At 62.4% G+C, this 12,328-nt stretch carries 13 protein-coding genes; 6 read left to right on the forward strand and 7 right to left on the reverse strand.

Annotation, left to right across the window (positions count from 1 at the left end; genetic code table 11):
• Positions 1–119 precede the first annotated feature (119 nt).
• The 4 genes from ACP7DE_RS01205 to ACP7DE_RS01220 all read right to left on the reverse strand — a co-directional run bounded on the left by ACP7DE_RS01205 (position 120) and on the right by ACP7DE_RS01220 (position 4,909).
• Positions 120–1,694, reverse strand: coding sequence for a diguanylate cyclase (locus ACP7DE_RS01205; protein ID WP_426070369.1), 1,575 nt, complete (start codon positions 1,692–1,694; stop codon positions 120–122).
• A 150-nt stretch (positions 1,695–1,844) separates the two neighbouring features.
• Entirely contained in the window at positions 1,845–2,402 is a 558-nt protein-coding gene (locus ACP7DE_RS01210; RefSeq protein ID WP_426070370.1) for an NADPH-dependent FMN reductase, read from the reverse strand.
• 85 nt (positions 2,403–2,487) lie between these two features.
• The gene (gene alr / locus ACP7DE_RS01215; protein ID WP_426070371.1) at positions 2,488–3,606 is read right to left on the reverse strand and encodes an alanine racemase; all 1,119 of its coding nucleotides are present in this window, start codon (positions 3,604–3,606) and stop codon (positions 2,488–2,490) included.
• 13 nt (positions 3,607–3,619) lie between these two features.
• On the reverse strand, positions 3,620–4,909 hold the full coding sequence (locus tag ACP7DE_RS01220) for a D-amino acid dehydrogenase (protein WP_426070372.1): 1,290 nt from the start codon (positions 4,907–4,909) through the stop codon (positions 3,620–3,622).
• 104 nt (positions 4,910–5,013) lie between these two features.
• Here ACP7DE_RS01220 and ACP7DE_RS01225 point away from each other — a divergent pair, with 104 nt between their 5' ends.
• The 4 genes from ACP7DE_RS01225 (at position 5,014) to ACP7DE_RS01240 (ending at position 6,649) form a co-directional block, all read left to right on the forward strand.
• On the forward strand, positions 5,014–5,514 hold the full coding sequence (locus tag ACP7DE_RS01225) for an Lrp/AsnC ligand binding domain-containing protein (protein ID WP_426070373.1): 501 nt from the start codon (positions 5,014–5,016) through the stop codon (positions 5,512–5,514).
• A gap of 148 nt (positions 5,515–5,662) precedes the next feature.
• A complete protein-coding gene (locus ACP7DE_RS01230; RefSeq protein ID WP_426070374.1) occupies positions 5,663–6,010 on the forward strand; it encodes a hypothetical protein in 348 nt (115 codons plus the stop codon).
• A gap of 77 nt (positions 6,011–6,087) precedes the next feature.
• Complete coding sequence (locus tag ACP7DE_RS01235) at positions 6,088–6,354, forward strand: hypothetical protein (RefSeq protein WP_426070375.1); 267 nt, start codon at positions 6,088–6,090, stop codon at positions 6,352–6,354.
• The gene (locus ACP7DE_RS01240) at positions 6,302–6,649 is read left to right on the forward strand and encodes a hypothetical protein (RefSeq protein ID WP_426070376.1); all 348 of its coding nucleotides are present in this window, start codon (positions 6,302–6,304) and stop codon (positions 6,647–6,649) included. The genes ACP7DE_RS01235 and ACP7DE_RS01240 overlap by 53 nt, the downstream gene beginning before the upstream one ends.
• On the opposite strand, the gene ACP7DE_RS01245 is transcribed toward ACP7DE_RS01240, so the two are convergent.
• A complete protein-coding gene (locus ACP7DE_RS01245) occupies positions 6,626–7,594 on the reverse strand; it encodes a GlxA family transcriptional regulator (RefSeq protein WP_426070866.1) in 969 nt (322 codons plus the stop codon). The genes ACP7DE_RS01240 and ACP7DE_RS01245 overlap by 24 nt on opposite strands.
• A gap of 154 nt (positions 7,595–7,748) precedes the next feature.
• On the opposite strand from ACP7DE_RS01245, the gene ACP7DE_RS01250 reads away from it, so the two are divergent.
• Complete coding sequence (locus ACP7DE_RS01250) at positions 7,749–8,393, forward strand: cysteine hydrolase family protein (RefSeq protein ID WP_426070377.1); 645 nt, start codon at positions 7,749–7,751, stop codon at positions 8,391–8,393.
• A 54-nt stretch (positions 8,394–8,447) separates the two neighbouring features.
• Positions 8,448–9,008: a YdcF family protein gene (locus ACP7DE_RS01255; protein ID WP_426070378.1), complete on the forward strand. Its 561-nt coding sequence runs from the start codon at positions 8,448–8,450 to the stop codon at positions 9,006–9,008.
• Between the two features lie 7 nt (positions 9,009–9,015).
• Here ACP7DE_RS01255 and glpK read toward each other — a convergent pair whose 3' ends face one another.
• Together glpK and ACP7DE_RS01265 are read right to left on the reverse strand one after the other, a co-directional pair.
• A complete protein-coding gene (gene glpK, locus ACP7DE_RS01260; RefSeq protein WP_426070379.1) occupies positions 9,016–10,509 on the reverse strand; it encodes a glycerol kinase GlpK in 1,494 nt (497 codons plus the stop codon).
• 80 nt (positions 10,510–10,589) lie between these two features.
• Positions 10,590–12,317 (reverse strand): ABC transporter substrate-binding protein, encoded by a 1,728-nt coding sequence (locus ACP7DE_RS01265; protein WP_426070380.1) that lies wholly within the window; start codon positions 12,315–12,317, stop codon positions 10,590–10,592.
• Between the last annotated feature and the right edge of the window lie 11 nt (positions 12,318–12,328).

Below are 12,328 nucleotides of genomic sequence, written 5' to 3' on the forward strand. Positions count from 1 at the left end.
CCAGGCCTCCACTCTAGGCTTTTGCAGTAAAACATAACAGACTCAGAATCGGGAGAAAACATAAGATCAGTTTGACGTTTTCCGAATGACAAGATCAAACCGGTCCGGCGCAAAGCACCTCAGGCGGGCTCGGCTAGGCCCACGCGGTTGCGTCCACTTTCCTTGGCCACATACAGGGCCGCGTCGGCCGCCAGCAGCACCGCGTCCGTGCTGCGCTCCCCATGCGACGACGAGACCACGCCCAGCGAGACCGTGATGGCGCCCGCGCCGGGAATCACGGCGGCGGCCACCTTGGCGCGCAGGCGTTCGGCCACCTGCATGGCCACGTCGAGGTCGGCGTCGGGCAGCAGCATGATGAATTCATCGCCGCCATTGCGGCACAGCACGTCGGCATCGCGCGAACAGGCGCGCATCAGCTGTGCCAGGCGCCGGATGACGTCGTCGCCCACGGCATGGCCCCAGCGGTCATTGACTTGCTTGAAATGGTCGATATCGATGGCGATCACAGAAAAGGGCCGCGCCTGCGCCTGCCAATCGTCCAGCGCCGCCGCCATGCCGCGCCGGTTCGACAAGCCCGTCAGCGGGTCCGTCTGCACGTCGGTCTTCAGCTTGCCGATCTTGTTTTGCAGCAGCGCCAGGCCTTTCAGCAAGGCTTTCTTGATCTGCGCCGCTTCCACATACCACGAGCGGATGGCGGCGATGTGCTCTGCCGTGCCGGGTGCATCCATGCGCCGCGCGCCCTCGGCCAGCTGCACCAGGGGCCGTGAAATCAGGCTGGCCAGCCACCAGATGAATGGCAGGCTCAGCAAGGCGATCGGCAGCGAATGCCACACCGTATTGGCCATCAGCTGGTCCAACGGGGCCAGCGTCATGGCCGTCGGACGCTGCGCCACGATGCCCCAGCCCGTCGACGGCATGACGGCGTAGCCAGCCAGCATGTCCACTCCCAGGCTGTTGTGCATGCGCCGGCTGCCGCCGCCCTGCTGCGCGATGATGGCATCGATCACTTCATTACCGCCGGCCAGGACGCCCAGGCGCTCAGGGTCCGGGTGGTATAGCAGGCGCCGCTTCTGGTCCACCACGTACAGGTAGGAGCCGTCGCGGTAGTAATGCTGACCCAGCATGGTGTACAGAATGTTTTTCTGTTTCAGGTAGATGCTGCCGCCTACATAACCGAGGTAGCGGCCATCCTCGGCGACGATGGGATGCGAAATGAAGACCACCAGGTTGCCGGCCGAGGACATGTACGGCTGCGTCACTAGCGGGCGCCGCTCGCGCAGCGCCTGCAAGGCGCCGACCGAATCGAGCGTGCGGTGCTTGAGGGCCAGTGTTTCCGGCGACACGCCCAGCACCTTGCCCTGGGCATCGACGACGAGCACGGAATTGAAGCTGTTGGTTTGCAGGCGCAGCCGCTGCGCCTCGTCCGTCAGCCAGGCGTCGTCGCCCATGCGCGCAGGCAGGCCACCGGCACTGTAAGCGAGCTGCTGGCGCGCCGACTGCAGGAAATCCTCGGCCGTGCTGGCCAGCTTGCTCGCATATGCCTGGTTCGCTTCCAGGGTGGTATCAATCAGCAACTGGCGCTGCACGCTGTAGCTGGCGTAAAACGTATTGGCCAGCGATACCAGGGCGCTGGCAAAGGCCACAAGCACGATCAAACGGCGCAAATTCATGCGCGGAACAGGTTTAGTCCACATGGCGTCGGCAAAAATTGGATGAAGGGGAAGTGTTGCGCTAAAGAAAAGGCGCATTATACCGAGACACCCGTGCCAATATTGAAATGTTGGCAGCCATGGGCAAAGAATGTGTACAAGCGGCAACGCAGGGCGCTGCCGCCTTGATCTGCATCAAGCGTGGATGGCGTGCTTCCTGACCCAGTCCACATAACGCTGCATCCAGCCCTGGAAGAAGCCCAGGCTGGCCGGGCCGATGCCGCCATGCTCGTCAAACAGGCCGTCCTTGGCTTGGATAAACATTTCGGGCTGGCCCAGCAGGGGCACGTCCAGGTAGGCCAGCACATTGCGCAAATGCTGCTGCGCCAGCGCCGTGCCCGTGGCACCCACGGAAACACCGAGCACGGCGCCCGGCTTGCCGCCCCACACGCTCTGGCCATACGGGCGCGAACCGTGGTCGAGAGCGTTTTTCAGCACGCCGGGGATGGAGCGGTTGTATTCGGGGGTGAGGAAGAGCAAGGCTTGCGAAGCGGAAATGTCCGACTTCAGGCGCAGCACCTGCTCGGCCTGCGCGCCATCGTCGTCCTGGTTGTACAGGGGCAAGTCGCCGATGTCGATATGTTGAAAAGAAAACTCGGGCGGCGCCAGCTGTATGATGGCGTCGGCCAGCTTGCGGTTGAAGGAATCCTTACGCAGGCTGCCGACGATGATCGCAACGTTATATTGACTCATAGAAATCCCCGATGATGGTTGAAAAAAGCCCTGAAGTGAAGCTCACGCCAGAGCTATCTTGCCACACAATCATCGGTTTCGCGCGCTAGCGTGCGGATTGAGCCAGGCCTCTATATTCGCGGTAATAACGCCCGCCCAGGTTGGTCAACACTTCATAGCCGATGGTGTTGGCCATGGCCGCCACAGCGTCGACCGGGTGTTCGGCGCAAATCAGGTCGACCAGGCTGCCTGGCACCACGCGTTCCTGGGCAATGGCGCTCACGTCCAGCGTGATGGAATCCATCGAGATGGCGCCGATCTGCGGCACTTTCACGCCATCGACGACGGCCAGTCCCTGGTTGCTCATGCTGCGCAGCCAGCCATCAGCATAGCCGACGGAAACGGTGGCCACCTGGCGCGGCTCGCTGGCCGTGTAGCGGCGGCTATAGCCCACGTGGTCGCCGGCGGCTATCGTGCGCGTTTGCAGCACTTTTCCTTGCAGGCGCACCACCGATTGCAGGGGATTGGGCGCGTCGCCCTGTGGCGCGATGCCGTACAGGGCAGCACCGGGGCGCACCAGGTCAAAGTGATAGTCGGGCGACAGGAAGATGCCCGAGGAATTGGCCAGGCTGGCGCGGTACTGCGGCAAACGGGCGCGGATGGCGATGAAACGGGCCAGCTGCTCGCCATTCATGGGGTTGCTCCGCTCGTCGGCGCAAGCCAGGTGGCTCATGATGTAGCGTACTTTGATGCCATCGAGAAAGTGTGTGTCAAGCAGCCAACCATCGATTTCCTGCGGCGACAGGCCCATGCGCGACATGCCGCTGTCGACCTGCACGATGGCGTTCAGGGTGGTGCCCAGCGCTGTTGCATGCCGGCGCCAGCCCGCCACCTGCGGCTCGCTGTTGAGCACGGGGGTCAAGCCGTGGGCCGTGAATTCGCTTTCCGTATCGACGGGTGGGCCGTGCAGCACGAAGATCTCCGCATCCGGCGCCACGTGCGGGCGCAGGCTGATGCCCTCTTCCAGGTGCGCTACAAAGAAATGGCGGCACCCCTCTTCATACAGGGCCGCGCCGACTTGTGCGGCGCCGAGGCCATACGCGTCGGACTTCACCACGGCCGAGCAGGCGGCCGGATGCGCCTTGTCGCGCAGCAACCGGTAGTTGGCGCGCACGGCGTCCAAGTCCACCGTCAGGATGGCACCGCTACGTTCCTTGGGAGGCATGCTTCCCGCCATCTCAGGCTCCCGCGTATTGCAGTTTGCCGCCGCGCTGCGCGCCGCTGTAGCGGCTGACGGACAGGTCGTCTGCCAGGATGGCCGGCTGTTTCGACGACATCAGGTCGGCCAGCAATTGCGCCGAACCGCAGGACATGGTCCAGCCCAGCGTACCGTGACCCGTGTTCAGGAACAGGTTGCGCAGCGGCGTGCGGCCGACAATCGGCGTGCCGTCCGGCGTCATCGGGCGCAAGCCCGTCCAGAACGTGGCCTCGGCCGTGTTGCCGCCGCCGGGGAACAGGTCATTGACGACCATTTCCAGGGTTTCGCGGCGGCGCGGGTTCAGGTTCAGGTTGTAGCCGGCGATTTCCGCCATGCCGCCCACGCGAATGCGGTCGTCGAAACGCGTCACGGCAATCTTGTAGGTTTCATCGAGGATGGTCGACACGGGCGCCTTGGCCGCGTTGACGATGGGCACGGTGATCGAGTAACCCTTCAGCGGATACACGGGAATGTCCAGCAGCGGCTTCATGAAGCCGGTTGAGTAGGAACCGAGTGCCACCACATAGGAATCGGCCTTGACGATTTCCGCGCCGCATTGCACGCCAGCGATTTCATCGCCCTGCGTCAGCAAGGCGTCAATCGATACGCCATAACGGAACTTCACGCCCAGCGCCACGGCCATCTCGGACAGGCGGGTGGTAAACAGTTGGCAATCGCCCGTTTCATCGTTGGGCAGGCGCAAGCCGCCGAACAGCTTGTCCTTGACACCTTCCAGGGCCGGTTCGGCGCGCGACAGCTCGTTGCGCTGCAGCACTTCGTACGGTACGCCAGCGTCTTTCAACACTTCGATATCTTTCGCGGCGTCGTTGTATTGCTTTTCGGTGCGGAACAATTGCATCGTGCCTTGCTGGCGGCCTTCATACGTGATGCCCGCCTCGGCGCGCAGCACCTTGAAGCAATCGCGGCTGTATTCGGCCAGGCGCACCATGCGTTCCTTGTTCACGGCATACGCTTCCGGCGTGCAATTACGCAACATCTGCCACATCCATTTCAACTGGGCGGCGCTGCCGTCGAGCGAGATGGCCAGAGGCGCGTGGCGCTGCATCATCCACTTCACGGCTTTCAAGGGAATGCCGGGCGCGGCCCATGGCGAAGCGTAGCCGGGCGAGATTTGCCCCGCATTCGCGAAGCTGGTTTCCAGTGCCGGGCCAGGCTGGCGGTCGATGACGGTCACCTCATGTCCTGCCTTGGCCAGATAGTAAGCACTGGTGACGCCGATGACGCCGCTACCCAGAATCACAATACGCATAGTTTCCTCAATTATATTTATGGCTATTGCCAGATTAACCGCTATCATATTGGGAAAGAGCCAGTATTTGTTCACGTATAAATCGAGATATTCAGCAATAAATCATGAGAATCCTTAAAGAATCGGCACGTGGCCTCGACAAGCTGGACCGTCACATCCTGCGCATCCTGCAACAGGATGGCCGCATCTCAATGAAAGACCTGGGCGAACAGGTGGGCCTGTCCATCACGCCTTGCATCGAGCGGGTCAAGCGCATGGAGCGCGACGGCGTCATCACGGGCTACCATGCGAAGGTCAACCCGGCCGCGCTGGGCGCCAAGCTGCTCGTCTTTGTAGAGATTACGCTGAATCAGAAGTCGGCGTCCGCCTTCGAGCAATTCCGCCGCGAAGTGTTGCAAATTCCCGAGGTACAGGAGTGCCATCTGGTGTCGGGCGACTTCGATTACCTGATCAAGGCGCGCATCCATGAAATGGCCGAGTACCGCAAGCTGTTGGGCGACATGCTGTTGCAGCTGCCGGGCGCAGCGCAATCGAAAAGCTATGTGGTGATGGAAGAAATCAAGGAAACCCTGGCACTCTCGACCGACGTGCTGCAGACTCGCTGAAGGTACCGGCTGCCGGTACTGGCGGCATCGTTTTGTGCGTCTTTGTATAATTTTGTAGCACATTCGTGGCGACACAAGCACACTCCCCTCCTGACATCACGCCCGTCCCCTCTGAGATTGGAAGCAGTGATGCACACTGGGAGTCCGTATGAACACATTGATAAAACTGGCATTTTCCTGCCTCGCGGGCCTGGCCGTGGCCATGTGCACCGCCAGTGAATACAAGGTCAACCGCGCGCCGGCCAACGGCGCCATCTACCAGAACATCACAGTGGGCAAGACCACCCGCCTCGACCTCGACGCGGCGTTGGGCAACGCCACCGTGGTCAGCTTTGACCCAGGCTATGAAGTCTGGGTCTACAAGAACCAGTTGCAAACGCCCAGCGTGACGCGTTTGATCCCCCTGCTGGGCGAAAAAGGCACGCGCGAAGTGGCCGTCATGTTCGACCAGGCGGGCATCGTCAGGAAATTCCGGATACACGAGCCGCGCAAGTAGGTCGCACAAGCAAGCCATGCGGACGCGCCCGCCGCGTCCTCTTGCTCTACACTGGCGCTTTCTCTTCCGGTGCCCCCATGCAATTACCCGCAAGCCTCGCGCAGATCTCAATGGACAAGGATTGGCGGCACGACACGCTCTATCCGCCCCTCGGCTTCAGCCCCTTCTTCGAAGGCGCGCTGGGCAATGGCGACACCTTCGGCCCGTACTGGCCCATCGGCCGCGAAGCGTTCGAACCGATCGTCGGCCATCCAGGCAATCATATCGCCACCGTCCTTTGGCGGCCCGCCGTTGAAAGCCTTGCAATGGCTGCGCACGCAGGCGGTGCCGGATGGGGAACTTGACCCCATCCGGCGCGCCTGCGGGCAGTTGTCGTTCAACTTTGGCGGCAACAAGGAAAATGCCGATTATCCCGTGCTGCTGGCCGCCATAACCACCTATCTGGAGCAAGGCAACCATGTTTCCGCCTCGACCCTGATGCAGACGTATGCCGAGCTGATGAGCGCGGAAACCGTCTCGTTCCAGGAACGCTACGCCTTCGAGCCGGCCGCCTTCATTGCGCGGCAAGTCGCCGTCAGCGCGAAGCTGCCCCAGGGCAGCCGCGACCCTGCAGCGCTATGGTTGTCGGGCATGGATTAGTTGCTGCCGGAACAGCTTGCGATACGCAGAAGGCGACGTCTGCAGGCTGGCGCGGAAATGCTGGCGCAGCGACAGGGCCGTGCCGAAGCCGGCCTCTTGCGCCACGACATCGATCGAGGCCGCGCTTTTTTCCAGCAGGCCTTGCGCATGCGCCAGGCGCTGGTTCAGCAGCCATTGTTTAAAGGACGTGCCCGTCGCTTGGCGGAAGTGGCGCGTAAAATTGCGCCGGCTCATGGCGGCCCGCTCGGCCAGGGCGTCGATGCTGTGCGCCTGGCCCAGGTTGGCCGTCACACAGGCGAGCACGTCGGCAAAGCGCCCTTCGCTGCCGGACACGGGCAGCGGGCGCTCAATGAATTGCGCCTGTCCGCCCTGGCGATGCGGCGCCACCAGCAGCCGGCGCGCCACCCGGTTGGCCACCTCGGCGCCCGCCAACTGGCGCAGCAGGTACAAACAGCAATCGAGGCCGGCCGCCACACCGGCCGACGTGAGTACTCCGCCATCATCCACGTATAGCACTTCCCGGTCCACCCTGACCTTGGGATAACGGGCCGCCAGCCGGTCCGCCATGCCCCAATGCGTGGCCGCGCTCTTGCCATTCAACAAGCCCGCCTGCGCCAGGGGAAACGCGCCCAGGCACAAGCCCACCATGCGCGCACCGCGCCGGCTGGCCGCCTGCAGCGCCTCGATCAACGGCGCCGGCGCGTCGCGGCAATCGTCGTGCCAGGCCGGCATGATGACGATATCGGCCCCCTCCAATCCTTCCAGCCCGAACTCGGGCATGATGCCGAAGCCAGCCGCCGTGCGCAGGGGTGCGGGATCGGCGGCGCACACGCGCACGTAAAAAGGCGGCAGATCGGCCTCGCCCGTCTGGGCACCAAACACGAGGCAAGGCACAGACAGGTGAAATGGCGTCATGCCGTCGAAGGCGATCACGGCCACGCTCAAGGAGGAGGAGGAGGAGGACGAGGACGCAGGAATAGTCAGCATGGCCCGATTTTATCTCATATCGGCCTTCAGGCCACTTTTTGTTTGCAATGCCTGGCCTGACAATGGCGTTATCGAGGAAGTCCTTCCTCTTTCAACCGTTCCAGGAGAATCCATGTCCACCCAAGCCTCCACCGCGCCACGCCGCGCCTTGCTCGTCATCGATGTACAAAATGAATATTTCACGGGCGACATGCCCATCGAATATCCGTCCGTCGACATTTCACTGCCCAACATCGTTCAGGCCATGGCTGCCGCTCGCACTGCCGGCGTGCCCGTGATCGTCGTGCAGCACGATGCACCGGAAGATTCGCCCATCTTTGCCAAGGGTAGCGACGGCTGGCAGTTGCACCCACAAGTGGCCGCTTTCGCCGCCGACCACCGCATCAACAAGAGTATGGGCAGCGCGTTTGCGGGCACGGATTTGCGCGCCTGGCTGGACAGCCACGGCATCGATACCCTGAGCGTGATCGGCTACATGACGCACAACTGCGACGCCGCCACCATCTACCACGCCGCGCACGACGGCTTGCAGGTCGAATTCCTGCAGGATGCCAGCGGCACCCTGTCCTACGCCAATGCGGGCGGAACGGCCAGCGCCGAGGAAATTCACCGCGTCTTCAGCAGCGTGTTTCATTCGAATTTCGCCGCCGTCGCCAGCACGCAGGCCTGGCTCGATGCCGTACGCGAAGGCAAGCCGCTGGAAAAGGACAATATTTATCTGTCGAACCAGCGCGCGCGTAAGGCGCAGGCGAACTGACGCTGGCAGGAATGGACGGGTATCATGCGTCCATTCTCTACTTGATGATGAAACATGCGAAAAATAACTGTGCTGGGTTCAAGCGCTGTCAGTGTTTTCCTGCTGGCCACCGCCGCCCTGGTGCTGGCGGGACTCAACGACAAGGAAGCCCCCGCCGATGTGATCGTCGTGCCGGGCAATACGATCATGCCGGACGGCACGCCCAGCCCCCGCCTGCAGGCGCGGCTCGACGTAGCGCTCAAGCAGTTCCAGGCGCACCGCGCCCCACACATCCTCGTCAGCGGGGCCACGGGCAAGGAAGGTTTTGACGAGGCCGCGTCGATGGCCCGCTACCTGCAGTCGCGCGGCGTGCCGGCCAGCGCCATCCTTGAGGATAATCAAGGCTGGACCACGGACGCCACGGCGCGCAACGCGGCGGTCTTGATGCGCCAGCATGGCTGGCACACGGCCATGGTCGCCACGCAATACTTTCACGTACCGCGCTTCCGGCTGGCTTTGGCGCGGGCCGGCATAGCCGTCAGCGGCAACGTGCACGCACCCTATTTTGAACTGCGCGACCTGTATTCGGTGCCGCGCGAAACGGTGGGCTACGCCGTGTATTTCGCGCGGCCCTGATCTCCGCTTATTCGCTCCAGTCGCGCGAGCGCTCCACTGCCCGCTGCCATTTATGCAGCCGCGTCAGACGCTCGTCGGAGGCCATCTTCGGCTCGAAACGCCGCCCTACCTGCCATTGAGCGGCGATTTCCTCCTGCGATTCCCAGAAACCCACGGCCAGGCCCGCCAAGTAGGCGGCGCCCAGGGCTGTCGTTTCCGTCACCACGGGGCGCACCACGGGCACGTTCAGAATGTCGGCCTGGAATTGCATCAGCATGTCGTTGCGGGCCGCGCCGCCATCGACGCGCAATTCGGATAGCGCAATGCCCGCGTCATCCTGCATGGCGGACAAGACGTCCACGTTCTGGTAGGCCACGCCTTCGAGCGCCGCGCGCGCGATGTGCGCCTTGCCCGTGCCACGCGTGATGCCGATCAGGGTGCCGCGCGCGTACGGATCCCAGTACGGCGCACCGAGGCCCGCGAATGCGGGCACGAAGACCAGGCCGCCCGAATCGGGCACGCTGGTGGCCAGCGCTTCCACTTCAGACGAGTCGCGGATGATGCCGATGCCGTCGCGCATCCATTGCACGGCCGCGCCAGCGATAAAGGCGCTGCCTTCGAGCAAATAGTCAGTTTTATCCGATCCCGGGCCCAGGCTCCAGCCCACCGTCGTCAACAAGCGATTTTTCGAGGGCAAGGGGCGCTTGCCCACGTTCATCAGCATGAAGCAGCCCGTGCCATAGGTATTTTTCGCCATGCCCGGTTTCAAACAGGCCTGGCCGAAGGTAGCCGCCTGCTGATCGCCCGCAATGCCGGCAATCGGCACGGAGACGCCTAGCAGTGCCGCATGCGTGTGGGCGGCCACGCCGCTCGATGGCACGACGTCGGGCAGCAGGGAGGCGGGAATGTCGAGCAGCGCCAGCAGGTCCGTATCCCATTGCAAAGTGTGAATATTGAACAGCATGGTGCGCGCCGCATTGCTCGTGTCCGTCAAGTGGGCGCCGCTCATCTTGTAGATCAGCCAACTGTCGACGGTGCCGAAGGCCAGCTCGCCGCGCTCGGCACGCGCGCGGGCGCCGGGCACGTTGTCGAGCAGCCATTTCAATTTGGTGGCGGAAAAATAGGCATCCAGCACGAGACCCGTCTTGCGCTGAATCAAGTCCGCCTTGCCCTGTTCGACCAGTTGTGCGCAGTAAGCCGCATTTCTCCGGTCTTGCCAGACGATGGCGTTGGCGACAGGCTCGCCCGTGGCGCGGTCCCACAGCACCGTCGTTTCACGCTGGTTGGTCACGCCGATGGCAGCCACGTCGGAAGCGGCCACGCCGCTGTCGCGCAGCACCTGCTGCAGCACGCCCTCTTGCGAAGCCCAGATTTCACCCGCGTGGTGCTCGACCCAGCCCGGCTGGGGGAAAATCTGGCGGAATTCGCGCTGCGCGCTGGCGTGCGGCCGGCCCGCATGGTCGAACAGGATGGCGCGCGAACTGGTGGTGCCCTGGTCTAAAGCAAGTATGTATTTGGTCATGGTCACTACTACGTCTATACAGTGAAGAGGCACGGGCGAACGCCCGTGCCCGGGGAAAGCGGCGGCAGAAGTTTACACGACTACCTTACCTTGCCTTCTTTCCAAGCTTGCAGCAGCTTGTCGTAGGCAATCGTTTCACCCTTCGGCTTTTCATTTGCCAGCTTTTTCCATGGGGCGTGCTGGTCCGACAGATACTGGTTCGGGTCGCCCTTGGCATTGAGCTTGGGCGCGCACGCCTTCATGCCCGCCCGCTGCAAGCGGGCCATGACCTGGTCCATTTCCTCGGCCAGGTTATCCATGGCGGCCTGCGGCGTTTTTTCCGCCGTGATGGCCGTGGCCACGTTTTTCCACCACAGTTGCGCCAGCTTCGGATAGTCGGGCACGTTGTTGCCCGTCGGCGTCCACGCCACGCGGGCGGGGCTGCGGTAGAACTCGATCAAGCCGCCGTATTCGTTCGCGTGTTTCGTGAAGTAATCGTGGCGGATGTCGGAATCGCGGATGAAGGTCAGGCCGACGATGGATTTCTTCAGCGACACGGTTTTCGAGGTGACGAACTGCGCATACAGCCAGGCGGCGGCCTTGCGGTCGTCCGGCGTGGACTTGAACAGGAACCACGAGCCCACGTCCTGATAGCCATTCTGCATGCCCTCTTTCCAGTACGGGCCATGCGGCGACGGCGCCATGCGCCATTTCGGCGTGCCGTCTTTATTAACCACCGGCAAGCCCGGTTTCGTCATGCCGGCCGTAAATGCCGTGTACCAAAAGATCTGCTGGGCGATTTCGCCCTGCGCCGGCACGGGACCCGATTCCGAGAAATTCATGCCGTTCGCTTGCGGCGGCGCGTATTTCTTCATCCAGTCGATATATTTCGTCAGCGCAAAGACGGCCGCCGGCGAATTGGTGGCGCCGCCGCGCGACACGGATGCGCCCACGGGCGTGCATTTGTCGGCCGCTACCTTGATGCCCCACTCGTCGACCGGCATGCCGTTGGGAATGCCCTTGTCGGCAGCGCCAGCCATCGACAGCCAGGCATCGGTGAAGCGCCAGCCCAACGACGGATCTTTCTTGCCATAATCCATGTGACCATAGACTTTCTTGCCGTCCAGTTCCTTCACGTCATTCGTGAAGAAATCGGCGATGTCTTCATAAGCGGACCAGTTTTGCGGCACGCCCAGCTCGTAGCCATACTTGGCCTTGAACTTGGCTTGCAAATCCTTGCGCGCGAACCAGTCGGCGCGGAACCAGTACAGGTTGGCAAATTGCTGGTCGGGCAACTGGTACACCTTGCCGTCCGGCGCCGTGGTAAAGCTGATGCCGATGAAATCTTTCAAGTCCAGGCCGGGATTCGTGAATTCCTTGCCCTTGGCGGCCATGTAGTCGGACAACGGTTCGACGGCGCCGTAGCGGTAGTGCGTGCCGATCAGGTCGGAATCGGAAATCCAGCCGTCATAGATGCTCTTGCCGGACTGCATCGACGTCTGCAGCTTTTCCACCACGTCGCCTTCCTGGATGATGTCGTGGCGCACCTTGATGCCCGTGATTTCCTCGAAAGCCTTGGCCAGGGTCTTCGATTCGTAGACGTGGGTGTCAATGGTTTCCGAGACCACGGAAATTTCCTTGATGCCCTTGGCTTTCAGCTTGGCCGCCGCATCGATGAACCATTTCATTTCAGCAAGCTGTTGCTGCTTGCTCAGGCTGGATGGTTGGAATTCCTTGTCGATCCAGGTTTGCGCCTGTTTGGCGTCGGCCAGGGCCGCATTCGACACGAGCATGGCCGCAGCCGCAAAGACCGTGAACTTCAATTTCATCGTGAATCTCC

The sequence above is a fragment of the Janthinobacterium sp. DSP2-3-3 genome, from assembly GCF_049897325.1.
Lineage (GTDB): Bacteria > Pseudomonadota > Gammaproteobacteria > Burkholderiales > Burkholderiaceae_D > Janthinobacterium.